Below are 17,114 nucleotides of genomic sequence, written 5' to 3' on the forward strand. Positions count from 1 at the left end.
TGCATAATAATTAGTTTCATATCAGCAAGCAAAACTTGCCGCTAACCAACTATTTTTATGCTGAATTTATCTGTGCTTTTGGAGGATAGTGCCTCAAGATTCGGAACCCGTCTGGCCTTCAGCTCCGGCAGCACTGATTTTACTTTTCACCAGGTAAATGTTATGGCCAACCAGCTAGCCAACGCACTTAAAAAATTAGGCATCCGCGAAGGTGAAAAGGTGGCCATGACTTGCCCAAACTGCATCTGGTTTCCCGTTATTTATTATGCAGTGCTAAAAACAGGTGCTGTAATGGTTCCATTGAATATCCTCCTTAAGTCTGATGAAATAAAATACCACCTTCAAGACTCCCAGGCAGCGTTTTATTTTTGTTTTGAAGGAACTCCAGAAATGCCAGTTGGGAAATTAGGCTGGAATGCTTTCGATGAGGTACCTGGATGCAGGGATTTTGTTTTGATCGGTGCTGACAAGCCTGCCGGGGAAAGAAGTTATACGTTAGCTGAGCTGATGGCCGGAGAAGATGAAGCCTTTGATAGCTGCGTTACTGATGCAGAAGATACGGCTGTGATTATTTATACATCAGGAACTACAGGAAGGCCAAAAGGCGCAGAACTTACCCATATCAATCTTTATTGCAATGCCGTTCTCTCGGCTGAATTGTTTTCCCTTTCCCAAACAGACGTCCAATTGATTGTTCTTCCGTTATTCCATGTATTCGGTATGACGGTGTTGATGAATGCGGGCCTTTACAGGGCAGCTCATGGTATCCTTTTGCCTCGGTTTGATGCGAAAGATGTTATCGAAAACATCAATAAACATCAGGTAAGCATCTTTGCAGGCGTGCCCACAATGTACTGGGTAATGGCCAGCTATATCCATCCCGAAATCACTGACCAGCAGGTGGGGAATGCTTTGCGGATCTGCATTTCTGGCGGAGCTTCTCTGCCACTGGCTGTACTTGAGGGTTTTGAGCAAAGGTTCAGTGTTCAGGTGCAGGAAGGATATGGGATGAGCGAAGGCTCCCCGGTAGTCACCTTCAACGATCCAAAGATCGGGCGCAAACCCGGATCTATCGGAACCCCGGTTTGGGGTGTCTGCGTAAAAATAATCGATCAGGAAGGTCAAGAGGTTGCAAACGGTGAAAAAGGAGAGCTAATCTACAAAGGGCATAATGTGATGAAAGGCTATTTCCGCAGGCCGGATGAAACCCGGGAAGTACTGCGCAACGGCTGGCTGCACTCTGGTGATATTGCCATAAAAGATGGCGATGGCTTCTATTTCATTGTTGACAGACTAAAAGATATGATCATCAGAGGTGGTATGAATATTTATCCAAGAGAAGTAGAAGAGGTGATGATGAAGCATCCGGCAGTATCGCTTGCCGCTGTTGTGGGCGTGCCGGATGATAAACTTGGTGAAGAGGTAAAAGCATTTATTGTATTAAAAGAAAACCAGCAGGTTGCTGAAAGAGAGATTATCGACTGGTGCAGGGCGATGCTGGCCTCTTATAAGTGTCCCCGCTATGTGGAATTCAGAGCGGTATTGCCTTTAACTGCTACCGGAAAACTGCTTAAAAAAGAACTGAAAAATAATTTATAATGATGAAAAAGACCATTCTGATAAAAGTGCTTATTTTCTTTCTGTTGGGATCAATGGATGCCATGGCACAGCGAGATACCGTAAAGCTCAAGGATGTAAAATATGGAAGTTTTGAACGTAACCTCATGGATGTTTACCTTCCACCGGGCCGGGCACCCAAAACTCCTTTTGTGATCCTGATCCATGGCGGTGCATGGGTGCAGGCCGGCAAGGAATATGTCAGGGATTTTCAGCAGTACCTGCTTAGCCAAGGTATTGCTTCAGTTAATATTAACCATAGGTATGCCAATGATTCTACTGTTCATTATAAACAGATAATGGAGGATGTAGATAGTGCGGTAAAGTATTGTGCAGACCATGCCGGTCAATGGAATACCCGTGCGGATGGTTTTAGTACTGCAGGTTTTAGCTCGGGGGCACATCTGGCACTTTTGTATGGGTATACCACACAAAGAAAAATAAATGCCATAGTAGATTTCAGTGGTCCCAATAACTTTACTGATACCGCTACACTGAATTATTGTGTAAAGGCAGGACTGATAGGATTGGTAGAAAAAATTACTGGCGACCGCTTTACAGGTGTTAGCCATGTGCCAGCAAGTTTTTCGTTGGCAAGTCCTTATACCCATGTTAAAAACATCCCTACTTTCATTGCGCATGGAACCATCGATCCGGTTGTAAAGGTTATCCAGTCGCAGCAGCTGGCCCAAAAACTTCAGCGTATGCATGTTCCTGTGAAATTTATTGAAGTGCAAGGCCTGGCACATGATCTGGATAAAAAACCGCAGGAAAAGCTAAAATTATACCAGGCTGCTGCTGCATGGCTCAAAAAATACGGACAAAAAAGATAAAATATGAACAGATTAAGCACATTGTCCCTGGTCATGCTAATGGCATGTACAGCCGTTTTCGCACAGCAGACAAAAAAACAGAAAAACACAGTGAGGCCCCTTACTGCAGCAGAGGTGAGTACCCGCTTATCGCCGGAAATCAAATTACTCGCCTTCGGGCCGGTTTCAAAACTTGATAGTACCTTTATTGCCAATGCAAGAAAAGCGGATAAGGTACGTCCAACGCCTAAGCTTAAAAACGCAGATAGTGTAGAAATTTCCGACCTGAATATACCAGGGCTGGAAAAAGGCGATCCGCTGGTGCCCATACGGGTTTACCGGCCAAAGTACGCCAACGGGAATGTTCCATTACTGGTTTGGTTTCATGGCGGTGGTTTTATAGCGGGAAATCTTACCAGTGACCATCAGGCCTGCGCTACGATGAGTATCCGCTCCCAGGTAGTGGTAATATCGGTCGATTACAGGCTTGCCCCCGAATATGTATTTCCGGCTGGGGTGAACGATGGTTATTCAACCCTGCTCTGGGGTATTTCCAATGCAAAAACTTATGGGATAGACACCGCTAAAGTTGGTGTGGGCGGCGGAAGTGCCGGAGCAGCAATTGCAGGAAGCATCGTACTTAAGGCCAGGGCAGAAAAAGGCCCGAAAATAAAAGCCCAACTGCTGGTTTTTCCTCCTGCAGATATGGATACAACCCATGTGTCGGTAGTGGAGTTATGGAATATTCCCGGTGTTAAGGGAGCCGACATGCCCCGCTACCTAAAATATTATCTTGGCGAAAAACAGTATAAAAATGTTCCTGAACATGCACTGCCCGGGCTGACCCAAAATTTAAAGGGCCTGCCGCCAACCTATATTTTAACCTGTGGCGTCGATCCTTTGAGGGATGGTGCACTTTTATATGCGCAAAGACTTATTGATGCGGGAATATTTACAGAGCTGCACAATTACGCCGGGTACCCTCATGGCTTTGTTCCAGAGCGGGCAAATACAGAACTCTACTACATGGCAAAAAAACTACTGAACCAATAATATAAACTATCGGTTATGAAAAGAAAATTACACAACAATCTAAACTACGGTAAGCTTTTTATGCTTTTGGCCATGTTGCTGTTTGCTGGTATATGCAAGGCTCAAACCAACACTTTTTCAGGTAAAGTTACCGACGAGCAGGGAAATGCTATTCCCGGTGCAAGTATTAAACTGAAAATAACCGGACGAAGCACGACTACCGACCAGAACGGTGAATTTGTTTTTGCCAATATCAGTGCCCAAAAGGAAACTGCAACCGTTTCTTTTTTGGGTTTTGTAACCCGGGAAATAGCTTTGTTAGCCAACGCTAAAGCGGTGATCAGGATGACAACAGCGGTGAATACCATGGATGAAGTGGTGGTTACCGGAATGTTCGATAAGCGAAAACGTATTGATGCTTCCGTAGCCATTACCACCTTAAACAGTGCACAGATTGAACGTACTGTACCGGCAAGTGCTGCCGACCTTTTAAAAAATGCACCAGGCGTATTTGTAAATTCATCAAATGGTGAGATCAGGAACAGTGTTGCCTCACGCGGCATCACCGCAGGTTCGCAAGACGGTAGTTTTGGGTATGAATATGTTTCGATGCAGGAAGATGGAATCCCGGTAACCAATATTACCTATTTCAGTTATGGACCCGATTTTTTCCTCAGGCCAGATGCAACCCTGGCCCGTTTGGAAGCCGTACGGGGCGGAACGGCATCTGTTACAGCGGCTAATGCGCCCGGGGGAATCTTTAATTATGTTTCTAAAACCGGAGGCAATACCTTTGAGGGCGAACTCAGAACCAAATATGGCTTTCAGGGAAGTGATGGCGGTAATCCGCTCGCACGCGTTGATCTGGATCTGGGCGGTCCGATCAAAGATAACTGGTTCTACAATATCGGTGGTTTTTACCGCTATGATCAAACTGGCCGCTACCCGGGCTATCCCATTAATAAGGGTGGACAGATCAAGGCAAACCTTTTAAAGAAATATAAAACCGGTTCCCTAAAAATAATCGGTAAATACCTTCATGATAAAAACGGATATGCCCAGTTACTGCCTACCAACAGTTTCTCAGACCCAAAACCAAGTGAAGGATTCGATATATTTTCAACGATCCTGATGCCTAAATTTGATTTTACCTCCCCACGGTATATCGGAGGGGGCGATATCTCTTTAAATCCGGCTAATGTGGTAGAAAGCAAATATAAATCGATAGGAGCCTTGTGGGAACAGCAGTTGGGCAAAGGCTGGTCGCTCAGCAATGCTTTCCGCTACTCCCGGAATGATATCAATTACAATACTACAAATGGCTCAATTATGAGTGGTACCGATTTTAGCAGTTATTTTCTGCTTTCAGGGATGACCGGACTCGGATTTGGAAACTATTCGTTCAAGGATGCCAGAACCGGAGCTGAGCTGATGAGCATCAATGCAGCACCCGGACCGGGCGGTCTGCCGGCATACACGATCGTTAAAGATGTATTGCCAGGACAGGGCGTAAGCCCGCATTCCCTTTATTTTTCTGTATTGGGCAGTTATGAGAACCAGGTGAATGAGGTTATCAACCAGTTTGCCGTTAATAAAAAGCTTAAAAATATGAGCTTTAACGCAGGGATGTACTATGGAAGATCGAAAGCCCACCGCTTCTCCGGAATTAATGGAGTTGCTTTGGGTACCATCGAAAACCGGCCAAAACTCGTAAACCTTACCTTTACGGGCAGCACCCTGGGTGGCACTACCGGGGTTCATCAGGTAACTAATGCTGAAGGTATTGCACAGGCTAACGGCGACACAGGCGGCTTTCTTGATTTTAACGTAACGCAGGCACAATACGCCTTTTTCTTCAGCCAAACCTGGAGCCTGACCAATAAACTGACCTTTGATTGGGGAGGAAGGTACGAAACGGCCAAAGTAGAGGCGCATAACCAGCGTACTTACTTTAAAACCGGTTTACAGGGCGGAACAGATAATGATCCGAAAACCTTCTTCAATAACAATACGCTCGATCGTATCAGCTCGGTAGAATTTGAAAAAAGATTAAATACTTTCTCTTTTTCAGGTGCACTCAATTATAAGTTCGATGACAATACAGCGGTATACACCCGTTACTCAAGAGGTAAAAAATCGCCGGATATGGATGTATATTTTGCGGCCAACAGGCCGGAAACAGTGGCCTTGCTAAATCCTGAAGTACGTACCACCGAACAGGTAGAACTTGGCCTGAAAGCCCGGAGGAAAGATCTTGACTTATTTATTACCCCTTTTTACAGCATGTTGAGCGGAGTGCCAAACGGTTCGATTTTTACCAACGCAGACGCAACACTTTATACCACGCCCTCCCTGTATAGCAAGTACCGCACGTTTGGGGTAGAGATAGAAGGCGATTATAACCTAACCAAAACCTTAAGCCTGAGGGCTGTTGCAACCTTTCAGCGCTCCAAAATTGTGGAGGCAGAATATTGGGTAGCCAATGGTCCTGGAATGGCAGACGACACTAAAATATCTTATTCCGGTAACGAAACAGATAACAATGCTAGGATTATATCACGCATTACACCCACTTATCACAATGATAAACTCTATCTTTTTCTCACCTGGTCTTATCTTGGCAAAAGACAGGCCAATGCTCCTAACGTTTTTTACCTGCCTTCCTTCTCCAATTTTGATATCGGCGCAGGGTACAACCTCACACGTAAAATAACTTTAAGCGCAAACATCAATAACCTGTTCAATAATTATCAGGTAATGAGCTGGGCCAGGCCCGGAAACCTGTTAACACAGTTAAGTGGGGCAGGAAGCTTTAATAAGGCACAGTTTGATGCTGCGGTGGCCAATAATACACCTTATTTTACCATTTCCAACCCACCAAGGGCTTATTACTTAACGGCTTCGTACAAGTTTTAATTAGTTAGCTATATTTGATATTAACAATATCGGTCTTATGAAACGTATACTCCTGTTCCTCTCCATTACCACCATGTGTTTATCGCTGCACGCACAGCAGGCGGTCCATTCCGGTGCCTTTCATCCTGAGCGTTTAGCCCGGATAGACCGTGTGGTTCAAAGTTACATCGATAGCAACTGGATTGTGGGGGCAGTATGCCTGGTAATGAAGGATGGGAAGCCAGCCTATTTTAAAGCATTTGGTATGGACGATAAAGAAAAAGGCAGGCCGATGCATAAAGATGCTATATTTCGTATTGCATCCCAAACCAAAGCCATTACCAGTACAGCGGTGATGATGTTGTGGGAGGAGGGAAAGTTCCTGCTTGATGATCCGGTCTCTAAATATATTCCCTCATTTGCCAGGCCCAAAGTGCTCGATAAGTTTAACGAAAAGGACAGCAGTTATACCACCCTGCCCGCTAAACGCGAAATTACCATCAGGGATCTGCTTACGCACACTTCCGGATTAGGTTATGCACAGATCGGTTCGGCCAAAATGCAGGCCATTTATGCCAAAGCTGGCATACAGGCCGGATTTTCGGACCATCAGCAGCTTTTGGCTGATGCTGTTAATAAACTGGGCACTTTGCCACTTGAATATAACCCTGGCGAACGTTTTAACTATAGTTTAAGTATTGATGTTCTGGGAAGGCTGGTGGAGGTGGCTTCCGGCATGACCTTAGACAGGTTCTTTACCGAAAGAATATTTGCACCCCTGGGAATGAACGATACCTATTTTCATCTGCCTGATACCAAAAGGGGCAGATTGGTAACTGCATATACCGAAGATGCGAAGACCCGTAAGCCTGTTAAATGGGTTGATGGTACATTTCCGGGTAGTTCGATAAATTATCCGGTAAATAACAATGGTTATTTCGCAGGTGGGGCCGGTTTGGTATCTACCATAACTGATTACGCTGCTTTCCTGCAATTGTTTATCAATAAAGGGAATTATCAAGGTAAGCAACTGCTGGCAAGGCATACCGTTGATTTGATGACCATGAACCAGATCGGGGATATTTCATTGGGTGATGATAAGTTCGGAATTGGTTTTCAGCTTACAACAGCTAAGGGAAGTGGCAAATTAGGCTTATCTGAAGGAAGCATTTCCTGGGGAGGTTTTTTCGCAACGTCGTATTGGGCCGATCCAAAAGAAAAACTTTCAGGCCTTTTATTCCTCCAGCAGTGGCCCTTTAAACATAGTGAACTCAGCGACAAATATAAAGTGCTGGTTTATCAGGCACTAAATTAATAATCTGCCAGAGGAAACCGTTTGTCGATGCTGCGATAAGCGCGATTAAACCTATTATTAATGGTCTGAAGTGCAGCTTTGTTATTGCTGGTCATTGTTATGCAGTGATTGATTTAAATGTTGCCTGTTCAACAAGGTAATAAATTTTTTCAACTGTGGCGCTTTCGCTATGCCTGTCTGGTCTGCACCGTTCTGCATATTTGATCTCCCTAAAGATTCATATCCTTCTTGCAATTTTGGAAGATGTAACAGGCCAGATCCTCTTTTATTTTATGGATCAGATCTGTTCAAAGGTTACTAAACAACTAATTTCGTATTAATAGGTAACCAACCTCAGGAAGCATGTATGACCGTTTAAAAAATCTCTTGTCGCCGCTTTTTATCTTTTGCCTTGTGCTCTTGATCCTCAACGACTTCCTGCTGAAAGCTACTTTTCATAATGCGCTTACCGGTAAACTTTCCGATTTCTGTGGACTATTTATTTTTCCGATTTTTTGGTCGGCCGTCTTCCCTAAATTTAAATCGTGGGTCTTTATTATCAGTGGCATATTGTTCGTTTTCTGGAAAAGTGAATATGCTTCCGGACTGATTGAATTAATGAATACCATCTTTCCCATCGAGCGGACGGTTGATCCTACCGATTTGTTTGCCTTACCTGTGCTGTTTTGGGGCTGGTTGCATCTCAAAGGTAGAACGCAGCTCGTGATAAATAATTCGATATTGGCTCGCCTGGGCACTGCGTTTATTGCACTTGTTGCCATTTTCTCTTTCTGCGCCACCAGTATGCAGAAGTATATCCAGTCTTTTGATCATCCTCAATATGTGCTTTTGCGGTCTGCTGTAACACCAGATGTTAAGCTTTATGATGAATTTGAATTTTACAGGAAGGATTCGTTGCTCGTTGTCAAGGTTAACCATCAGTATATCAGCAAGCCTGTTATAGATGATGATTACAATAAGAACCGTTCGCTCGCAGATCTTGACGGGAACACCTTAGCAAGAATAGGAGATAGCACAAGCCTGATGCCTCCGGGAGAAATTACTGCTTTGGCCGTTGAGACCCCACAGGGCCAAGATTCTTTAAGGTTTAAGGGCGGAAGGCTGGATGGCAGATTCACCAGGACAAAAAACGGCAAGTTGATTATTGAAGGCTTCTACAAAATGGGTATTGAAGACTCTATTTGGACCATTAAGGATAGTATAAGTAATACGGTAATTAAACAAACCATTGTAAAGGGAGAACGAACCCGGGTTGAGCAATTACGCGATGGTAAGTTGGTTTCCTCGACCAGTATCAACACCCGGGCAGACAGCATTAGGAATACCTACATCAAGATTGGAATGCTGGCACTGTGCATGGTTGGCATTATCTTCGTGTTACGCAGAAACTATCGCAAGACCTTTCCTCACCAGCTTGCGCTCAAATTGCATTGGAAATGGCTATTATGCCTGGTCTCGCCAATTTTTGTATGGCTAACATACCTTGGTGTGACCATATTACTCATGGATTATAGCCCGGATATCTTTGACACCCTGGCAGCAATTGTTTTCATTTTTATGGCAACTTGCCCGCTCATGCTTGTTGCCGTTTTTGGGGTCAAGTTGAGAAAGGAAGTCGACATTGTGTTGTACTGCTTGTTGCTTGGGCTTGCATGCAGCATCTGGACAATCGCTGGTATCCTTATTGAACTTACTAATTAGCATATCGTGAAAACTAAATGTAACTGACAGGTGTTAGGTATCATGAAGTAAATCAGTTAATTAAGCGGTAAAAATGGGTAATTGCATATATTGCTTAAATTTTTGCTGTATAGGTACCTAGCCACAGGATAAATATGAATACCAGAAGAGATTTTCTACAAAAAATGGGTGCATCAGCATTGATGCTGCAATTGGGATCGATATCGGCATTTGCAAACGCTTTTGACCAGATCGAACAGCCTTACCAGGGTAGGGTACTCCGGGTAGCCATCATGGGTTTAGGCGGATATGGTACCCGTGTAGCAGAGGCGATGAAGGCCTGTACCAAGGCGAAACTTGTAGGTGTAATTAGCGGTACACCGTCAAAAATTAAAGAATGGCAAACGAAGTACAACATCCCGGAAAAGAATTGTTATAACTACGACAACTTCGATCAGGTAAAAAATAATCCGGATATAGATGCGATTTATGTGATTACGCCAAATGCACTGCACCATAGTCAGGTTATCCGGGTAGCAAAAGCAGGGAAACATGCCATATGCGAGAAACCGATGGCATTGAATGCCAAAGAAGGACAAGAAATGCTTGATGCTTGTAAAAAAGCAAATGTGAAGTTATTGGTTGGCTACAGGCTGCATTTTGAACCCCGCACACTCGAGGTAATCCGAATGAGAAATGCTGGCGAATTCGGCAAAATCAGGTTTTTCCAGGGACAATGTGGTTTTAAAGCAGGCGATCCCGCACAATGGCGATTAAACAAAGCGCTCGCAGGCGGGGGATCTATGATGGATATTGGAATCTATGCAATTAACGGAGCCAGGTATATGATAGGCGAAGAACCGATCTGGGTAACTGCTCAGGAAACCAAGACCGACCCTGTAAAGTTTAAAGAAGGTGTAGATGAAACCATACAATTTCAATTGGGTTTCCCGAGTGGTGCCGTAGCCTCCTGCTTGTCTAGTTATAACATCAATCACCTGGATAGATTTTTTATGAGCGGCGACAAAGGATTTGCAGAAATGCAACCTTCTACGGGTTATGGTCCAATTAAAGGTAGAACACATCAGGGTGAACTCACGCAGCCCATAACTACGCATCAAACTGTACAGATGGATGAAATGGCAACTATTATTTTTGAAGATAATAAGCCGGTAGTGCCTGTAAACGGTGAAGAAGGTTTGAAAGATCTTAAAATTATTGATGCCATCTACCAGGCCGTAAAAACAGGAAAACAGGTCAAACTAACTGCTTAGAAAGGGGCTAAAGCAGATTTATGGTGTAATAGGTGCCTTTTGCCCTGCAAGGTCCCGGCGAAATAGCTTCAAGGCCTTTTTTAGTGCCATCATGCATTAGTCTTCAAGTAAAAAGAAAACTTTTAAAAAAAAAAGGTTATTTGAAGATCAGGTGATTATAAACTTCAGGCAAATAATTGTTAGCATTCATAGATAATGAACAGGTATTCTGGTTATTAGCAATTAACTTTGCAAGCATACCCATATCTGTCCAAACATGAAGTGGATTACAAGAGAAAGACCGAAAATTGACCGTATTGCCTGCCCATGGCTGATCAGAAGGTTTATAGACCCTGAGGCAGAGATTATCTATGTGCCGTTTGAAAAAGTAATCATTACCGCAAGTGAGCTTGGAGCTATTCCCTTTGATCTGCCGGGTGTAGAATACAGCCACTATGATGACCAATGTACCTTTGATTATTTTTTGAAAAAGCACGGGTTAAAAGATGTAGCCCTCGACCGTATGGCCGCAATTATTCGTGGAGCAGATACCGACAGGCTTGATTTTGCGCCGCAGGCGGCCGGTCTTTCTGCTATTTTTCTCGGTCTTTCCAGTAACATCACCGATGATCAGGAGCTGCTCGAACTTGGGATAAAGGTATACGATGGCCTTTACACCTGGGCAAAACACCTGCATGATCAAAAGCATACCCAATCGCCGGTAGAGCATCTTTTACTTGATGTATACAACCGTTACCTGAAATCCAGTTCCAAAAAAGCACCCGAATGGACCAGAGCACTCAAAGAGATGATCCAGGACCAGATGGATACCAATATGAGCATGAGCCTGCAGCAGGTGTCAGATGAATTGGAAATCAATCCGGCCTATCTCTCCAGGGAATTTTCCCGGTATTTTGACAACCTTTCTTTTGGCGACTACATCCGTAAAATGCGCATCGAAAAAGCAGTTGCCTTAATGCAGACGCCTTCTTATACGCTTACCGAAATTGCCTACCTGACCGGATTTTCCGATCAGAGCCACTTTAACAGGATTTTCAAGAAGCAGACTGGGGAAAATCCATCCGCGTTCCGAAAAAACCTGCTCAAAGGTAAAAAGGATACAAAATAGTCAAATCCGTACAATTTTTGGGGTTTCTCGTTGTCTAATATTGTACTGTCAAGTACATATACAACCATGGAAAATCATAATATATCCCGCAGACAGCTGATTCAGGATGGAGCATTACTGTGAACAGCGATGGTCTTACTAATTGAAAAGCGAGCGCTATTCCCTTGCCCGTAAATGCAGGGTTATCTTACAATTTTAATCATGATTATGAAATGCCTGTACAGGGAATGGTGCGCTATGCCCTGTGCAGCTGGGCGAAATAGGTACAATCAGAAAAACATACATGGAAAAGCACCCCATAATAAAGGAAAGACCAGCTTACAGTCTGGCAGAGATTACAAAATATTTTCTCAAACTCGGCGCCTGGGGATTTGGGGGACCGGTGGCATTGGTTGGTTATATGCAACGGGACCTGGTAGAGGAAAAAAAATGGCTGAGTGAAGAAGAGTATAAAGAGGGGCTTGCGCTTGCCCAACTGGCCCCTGGGCCTTTGGCGGCACAACTGGGTATCTACATTGGTTTTGTGCATTATGGATTGTTAGGAGCTACCCTTACCGGGCTGGCCTTTGTACTCCCTTCTTTTATTATGGTGGTGTTATTGGGTATGGCTTACCAGTTATACGGAGGCTTAACCTGGATGCAGGCCGTTTTTTACGGGGTTGGTGCTGCGGTAATCGGTATTATAGCCATGAGCGCCTATAAACTGACCATAAAATCCATTAGCAAGTTTGAGCTTACGGCCATGAAAACCAAATGGCTGTTATGGCTTTTTTATGTCATTGGGATCATAATTACGGTAATTACCGAAAGGGAAGAGGTATTGCTTTTTCTCGGTTGTGGCATACTGTATATGCTGATCAAAGCCCCGCCGCAATGGATCAAAAAACCGACAACGCTCCCTGCCGGCATTCTGATCAGTACAGGCTTCTGGAACTATGACAGCAAAACACTGCAGGAAATCGGTTGGTTTTTTGCCAAAGCGGGTGCTTTTGTTTTCGGCAGCGGACTCGCTATTGTGCCTTTCCTGCATGGCGGAGTGGTTAAGGAATTCGGTTGGCTAACCGAACACCAGTTTGTGGATTCAGTGGCGGTGGCCATGATTACCCCCGGACCGGTAGTTATTACAGTCGGCTTTATCGGCTACCTGGTAGCAGGTTTTCCAGGCGCATGCGTGGCTGCCCTTGCAACTTTTCTTCCCTGTTATATTTTTACGGTCGCCCTTGCCCCATCGTTTAAGAAGATTGCCAGGAATACCAGCATCAAAGCATTTGTTGATGGGATTACCGCAGCAGTTATAGGTGCGCTAGTGGGATCTGTAATTGTTATCGGATTACGTTCGATAAAAGATATACCAACGGCGCTGATTGCAATGGCAGCAGTACTCGCCCTTATTTACATCAAAAAACTTCAGGAACCGTACATTATTGGCGCTGCCGCAATTATCGGTTTACTCATCAAATTTATATAAATCATTTAAAATGTTAACAAGAAACCCCTTTTCAATTATCAGAACCCTTATACTAACGATTTGCTTCATGGCAGCAGGAATATTTTCCGCAAGTGCCCAACAGCCTCCATCTTACCCAAAAGTAACAGGCTATTTTGCGATACTAAACCCTATAGGCAGTTGGAACAAGAACGGTTTTACCGATAATTTCTCAAGTGTATATACCCTAGGTTTTCCTTTCGGGATCAACATCCTGAAAAATGACCGTTTTGGGGTCAGCTTTGAGCTGGTACCTTCAATCAGGACGGAGCATGGCATTTCGAAGGTAAATGCTGTTCTTTTTCATCCTGGCGCTATGTTCCGTTTCAAACATGGCTTCACCTTTATCGGCAGGGCGGCATTTGAAACCAGTGGCAGGTTTGGTTTTACACCTGTTTTAAATCAGGTACTTTTGAAAGGCAAAAGTGTCAGTTTCTATGCAGCAGTTCCAATTCCGGTGAGGTTTGGAAACGCTCAGCCAGCTTCTCTTGGAGCGGGGATCCAGGTTGGAGTGGGCTTTTAATCTATTAGGCTTTTATTGATCAACCTAAACATCTTGAAACAAAGTATAAAGATTATTCTGGTGATTTTTGAATCTAAACTGGTCGGTATTTGAGTTAGGCCATACAAACTTCGAGTCAAAAAAAGGAAACACATACCATCTTTCATGCTGAATACAGAGGAGAATCCTTAGCCGATGAAATGCCAAATCCCAAACTATTATATTTAAAATGATTCATAAAAACAGGTAGAAGACAGCTTTTTTTCATCCGCTAGCCATCTACCTTTATGCTTTTTAGTTGTAGTTTAAAACTTACAGTTGTGAGCCGAGGACTCCCGGGGTCTATTTTCTAGAATTATAGCCTTTTCTACCACTGCATAGAAAGTGGTTTGCGTACATTTTCTGCTTTTAAGTGCTCAATTCGGCATTATTTATCCGGTGTTTGAGTATGGTGTATTTCTTTGATAACGATTACTGATCGCATTCGCATTGTTTAATTATCGATTGAAATGTATTAACTTTGCGAGAGACATCCAATAACTTTAAATATGAGGGTATTAATTGCTGAAGACGATGAGTTAATGCTCAGAACAGTCGAATTCCGTTTAAAAAAAGACGGCCATGAGGTGATCCTGGCGCGTGACGGGCGAGATGCGTTGCGGAAAATAGATGAATACCAACCTGACCTGATTATTTCAGATGTGATGATGCCTTACCTTTCGGGCCTGGAAATCGTGGCTGCGGTAAAAGAAAATAGCCAAACACCTATTATCATCCTTTCTGGAATGGGACAGGAGGATATCGTACTTGAAGCTTTTCGTTTAGGTGCGGACGATTACTTAACGAAGCCCTTTAGCCCTAACGAACTTTCTGTGCGAATAAAGCGGTTTGCAGTAGTTAATCAGAGATGATTTTTTTTGAAGTACTGCTGTCGTTTTTCTTCGCGCTGGCGATCTGCCTGATCACATTTCTTTCTTTTTATTTATTTGTCAGGAAAATCTGGAGAAGGGAATATGTTAAGTGGGACAGGATGATAGATCTGTTACTTCGTAAAGCTATATTTTTTCATGAGGAGAAGGCCGGGCAACTGGCTTTAATTCCTGTAACTTCACGGTTAAAAGCCAACTTAAAGAACAAGAGATTCTGTAAGCAATTTGTGAAAAAAATTATTGCAGCAAAACGTAATATGTCTGGCCGGTATGGTGAAAACCTGCGTCATTTATACATTCAGCTTGGCTTAGATAAAAAGGCACTCCGGTTACTGGAAAGCCGAAAATGGCATGTGCAGGCTTATGCCATTCAGCAGATTGGAACAATGGGCCTTAAAGAGCATCTTACCAGGATATACCGTTATACCAATAATAAAAATGACCTGGTTCGGATTGAGGCACAGATTGCCGTACTGAATCTTTTTGGGTTCGAAGGGCTTCGTTTTCTTGATATCATCTCCTACCAGATCACAGAGTGGCAGCAGATCAGGCTTTTAAAAGAATTGTCTGCAGTGCCACTGGCCGAGTTAACGGGGATTGACAAATGGTTAAACTCCAACAACCCGAGTGTTGTTATTTTTGCCCTTAAATTGGTCCGGAATTATCATCGGTATGAGCTTTATGAGCACATTGTAAGTTGCCTCGATCATGGTGATGCCAGTGTGCGGAAACAGGCGATCTCAACATTAACCGAAATATATACAGAAAGTACATCAGAAGAGCTGCTGAGCAGGTTCGAGGCAGAAACCTACAAAAATCAGATCGCTATCATGAATGCGATCGCAGTGATTGGAGATGTACAAAATGTTTCAACGCTGCTGGGTTACCTGGAAGCCGAGCAGCACGAAATGAAATTTGCGGTTGCACGCGCGCTTGTTAACGGCAATGCTAATGGCCTGGAGTGTCTGCTTAACGATCCCAGATCGAAAACTTACCCCTTAAACGACATGATTCCTCAACTAAAAAGCGAGATTAAATGGTGAGCTGGCAATCGTTTTTAATAGATTTTTTTACTTATGGGTTATTAACCTATTCGTTGGTACTGCTGTCCTGCTACATATTTATTGCGGCATTTTCGATCGGAGAGATCCGTAACTATTTGCGTAAAAATAGTTTTACAGATTATGGTGTACTGGCAGGTTCCAGGCAGGCGCCAAGTATCAGTATATTAGCACCAGCGTATAATGAGGGGGCAAACATTATCGAGAATGTGCGGTCTTTGTTGTCTATTAATTATACCAACCTGGAAGTAATTATTATTAACGATGGAAGTAAAGATGATTCGTTATCAAAGCTGATTGAAGTTTATGATCTTTATAAGGCCGACTTTTTTGTTAACGGCCAGATTGAAACCAAGGAAGTAAGAGGCGTTTACAGAAGCAGAAAAGTAGTTTACAGAAAGTTAATCGTTGTTGATAAGCAGAATGGCGGGAAGGCAGATGCCTTAAATGTTGGTATAAATGTTTCAAGCAACGATTATATTGTTTGCATCGATGTTGATTGTATTTTAGAGCAGGACGCTATTCTGAAACTGGCCAAGCCATTTTTGGAAAGCACGAAAAAGCGGGTGATTGCTACGGGGGGAGTGATTCGTATTGCCAATAGCTGCATTGTGGAAAACGGGCGTTTGCTCAAAGTTAAGCTTCCCAGCCAGTTCCTGCCACGTGTTCAAACGCTGGAATATATTCGGGCCTTTTTGCTGGGTCGGATGGCCTGGAGCCGCTTAAATGGCTTGCTGCTCATATCGGGTGCTTTCGGCGCATTCGATAAAGAGATCGTGGTCAAGTGCGGTGGATATAATCACAAAACAGTAGGTGAGGATATGGAGTTGGTCGTAAGAATGAGACGATACATGGAAGAAAAGGGGATTGCGCACAAAGTGAGCTTTATCCCTGATCCGCTTTGCTGGACAGAGGCACCATCGACCTTTAAAATACTGGGCAGACAGCGAAATCGCTGGACCCGGGGCACAATTGAGACCCTGCAGATGCATAAAGTGATGTTCTTTAATCCCAAATTCGGGCTTTTAGGTATGATTAGCTATCCATATTGGTTTTTCTTTGAATTTTTAGCCCCTCTTGTAGAATTTTTAGGATTTATTGCCTTTATTGTTTTTGCCAGCTTGGGATTGATCCAGTGGTCTTTCTTTCTGGGCTTATTGCTTTTTATATTCAGCTTCGGATTTTTATACTCAGTTTTTGCAATATTGACGGAGGTGCTCACTTATAACCAATACAAAACGAACAGAAATCTTCTGCTTTTAATTCTTACTGCATTTCTGGAGCCATTAATCTTCCATCCGTTTGTGGTATGGTCGGCTATCAAAGGCAATATCGATCTGTTGAGGAAAAAGAATTCATGGGGAGAAATGACCAGGAAAGGATTTACAAAAGAAAAAGTTTAA

General features: G+C 43.5%; 13 protein-coding genes. All 13 read left to right on the plus strand.

The annotated features are described in order from the left end of the window. Positions 1 to 57 precede the first annotated feature (57 nt). The 13 genes from AC1RJ8_RS13480 to AC1RJ8_RS13540 all read left to right on the plus strand — a co-directional run bounded on the left by AC1RJ8_RS13480 (position 58) and on the right by AC1RJ8_RS13540 (position 17,114). On the plus strand, positions 58 to 1,599 hold the full coding sequence (locus tag AC1RJ8_RS13480; RefSeq protein ID WP_492954256.1) for a long-chain-fatty-acid--CoA ligase: 1,542 nt from the start codon (positions 58 to 60) through the stop codon (positions 1,597 to 1,599). Further along, complete coding sequence (locus tag AC1RJ8_RS13485) at positions 1,599 to 2,450, plus strand: alpha/beta hydrolase fold domain-containing protein (protein ID WP_492954257.1); 852 nt, start codon at positions 1,599 to 1,601, stop codon at positions 2,448 to 2,450. The genes AC1RJ8_RS13480 and AC1RJ8_RS13485 overlap by 1 nt, the downstream gene beginning before the upstream one ends. A 3-nt stretch (positions 2,451 to 2,453) precedes the next feature. Beyond that, positions 2,454 to 3,482 carry an alpha/beta hydrolase gene (locus tag AC1RJ8_RS13490; RefSeq protein ID WP_492954258.1) on the plus strand — a complete coding sequence of 343 codons (1,029 nt, stop codon included), beginning with the start codon at positions 2,454 to 2,456 and terminating at the stop codon, positions 3,480 to 3,482. 15 nt (positions 3,483 to 3,497) lie between these two features. Continuing rightward, positions 3,498 to 6,377, plus strand: a complete 2,880-nt coding sequence (locus AC1RJ8_RS13495; RefSeq protein ID WP_492954259.1) for a TonB-dependent receptor — start codon at positions 3,498 to 3,500, stop codon at positions 6,375 to 6,377. A 37-nt stretch (positions 6,378 to 6,414) separates the two neighbouring features. Further along, on the plus strand, positions 6,415 to 7,671 hold the full coding sequence (locus AC1RJ8_RS13500; protein ID WP_492954260.1) for a serine hydrolase domain-containing protein: 1,257 nt from the start codon (positions 6,415 to 6,417) through the stop codon (positions 7,669 to 7,671). A gap of 342 nt (positions 7,672 to 8,013) precedes the next feature. Continuing rightward, positions 8,014 to 9,372, plus strand: coding sequence for a hypothetical protein (locus tag AC1RJ8_RS13505; RefSeq protein WP_492954261.1), 1,359 nt, complete (start codon positions 8,014 to 8,016; stop codon positions 9,370 to 9,372). 134 nt (positions 9,373 to 9,506) lie between these two features. Then, on the plus strand, positions 9,507 to 10,625 hold the full coding sequence (locus tag AC1RJ8_RS13510) for a Gfo/Idh/MocA family protein (protein ID WP_492954262.1): 1,119 nt from the start codon (positions 9,507 to 9,509) through the stop codon (positions 10,623 to 10,625). Between the two features lie 256 nt (positions 10,626 to 10,881). Beyond that, positions 10,882 to 11,733 (plus strand): chromate resistance protein ChrB domain-containing protein, encoded by an 852-nt coding sequence (locus tag AC1RJ8_RS13515; RefSeq protein ID WP_492954263.1) that lies wholly within the window; start codon positions 10,882 to 10,884, stop codon positions 11,731 to 11,733. A 283-nt stretch (positions 11,734 to 12,016) separates the two neighbouring features. Then, positions 12,017 to 13,201, plus strand: coding sequence for a chromate transporter (locus AC1RJ8_RS13520; protein ID WP_492954264.1), 1,185 nt, complete (start codon positions 12,017 to 12,019; stop codon positions 13,199 to 13,201). Positions 13,202 to 13,268: 67 nt separating this feature from the next. After that, entirely contained in the window at positions 13,269 to 13,742 is a 474-nt protein-coding gene (locus AC1RJ8_RS13525; protein WP_492954265.1) for a hypothetical protein, read from the plus strand. 527 nt (positions 13,743 to 14,269) lie between these two features. Continuing rightward, complete coding sequence (locus AC1RJ8_RS13530; protein ID WP_492954266.1) at positions 14,270 to 14,632, plus strand: response regulator transcription factor; 363 nt, start codon at positions 14,270 to 14,272, stop codon at positions 14,630 to 14,632. Further along, on the plus strand, positions 14,629 to 15,693 hold the full coding sequence (locus tag AC1RJ8_RS13535; protein ID WP_492954267.1) for a HEAT repeat domain-containing protein: 1,065 nt from the start codon (positions 14,629 to 14,631) through the stop codon (positions 15,691 to 15,693). The genes AC1RJ8_RS13530 and AC1RJ8_RS13535 overlap by 4 nt, the downstream gene beginning before the upstream one ends. Beyond that, a complete protein-coding gene (locus tag AC1RJ8_RS13540) occupies positions 15,687 to 17,114 on the plus strand; it encodes a glycosyltransferase family 2 protein (protein ID WP_492954268.1) in 1,428 nt (475 codons plus the stop codon). Before AC1RJ8_RS13535 ends, AC1RJ8_RS13540 begins: the two co-directional genes overlap by 7 nt.

The organism is Pedobacter sp. GW822-FHT03F06, from assembly GCF_058801365.1.

Bases quoted from the DNA above. Each gene is read 5' to 3' on its own strand.
- AC1RJ8_RS13495 (WP_492954259.1), top strand. From the start codon at position 3,498: ATGAAAAGAAAATTACACAACAATCTAAACTACGGTAAGCTTTTTATG.
- AC1RJ8_RS13535 (WP_492954267.1), top strand. From the start codon at position 14,629: ATGATTTTTTTTGAAGTACTGCTGTCGTTTTTCTTCGCGCTGGCGATC.
- AC1RJ8_RS13505 (WP_492954261.1), top strand. From the start codon at position 8,014: ATGTATGACCGTTTAAAAAATCTCTTGTCGCCGCTTTTTATCTTTTGC.
- AC1RJ8_RS13510 (WP_492954262.1), top strand. From the start codon at position 9,507: ATGAATACCAGAAGAGATTTTCTACAAAAAATGGGTGCATCAGCATTG.
- AC1RJ8_RS13500 (WP_492954260.1), top strand. From the start codon at position 6,415: ATGAAACGTATACTCCTGTTCCTCTCCATTACCACCATGTGTTTATCG.
- AC1RJ8_RS13490 (WP_492954258.1), top strand. From the start codon at position 2,454: ATGAACAGATTAAGCACATTGTCCCTGGTCATGCTAATGGCATGTACA.
- AC1RJ8_RS13485 (WP_492954257.1), top strand. From the start codon at position 1,599: ATGATGAAAAAGACCATTCTGATAAAAGTGCTTATTTTCTTTCTGTTG.
- AC1RJ8_RS13525 (WP_492954265.1), top strand. From the start codon at position 13,269: ATGGCAGCAGGAATATTTTCCGCAAGTGCCCAACAGCCTCCATCTTAC.
- AC1RJ8_RS13515 (WP_492954263.1), top strand. From the start codon at position 10,882: ATGAAGTGGATTACAAGAGAAAGACCGAAAATTGACCGTATTGCCTGC.
- AC1RJ8_RS13540 (WP_492954268.1), top strand. From the start codon at position 15,687: ATGGTGAGCTGGCAATCGTTTTTAATAGATTTTTTTACTTATGGGTTA.
- AC1RJ8_RS13520 (WP_492954264.1), top strand. From the start codon at position 12,017: ATGGAAAAGCACCCCATAATAAAGGAAAGACCAGCTTACAGTCTGGCA.
- AC1RJ8_RS13480 (WP_492954256.1), top strand. From the start codon at position 58: ATGCTGAATTTATCTGTGCTTTTGGAGGATAGTGCCTCAAGATTCGGA.
- AC1RJ8_RS13530 (WP_492954266.1), top strand. From the start codon at position 14,270: ATGAGGGTATTAATTGCTGAAGACGATGAGTTAATGCTCAGAACAGTC.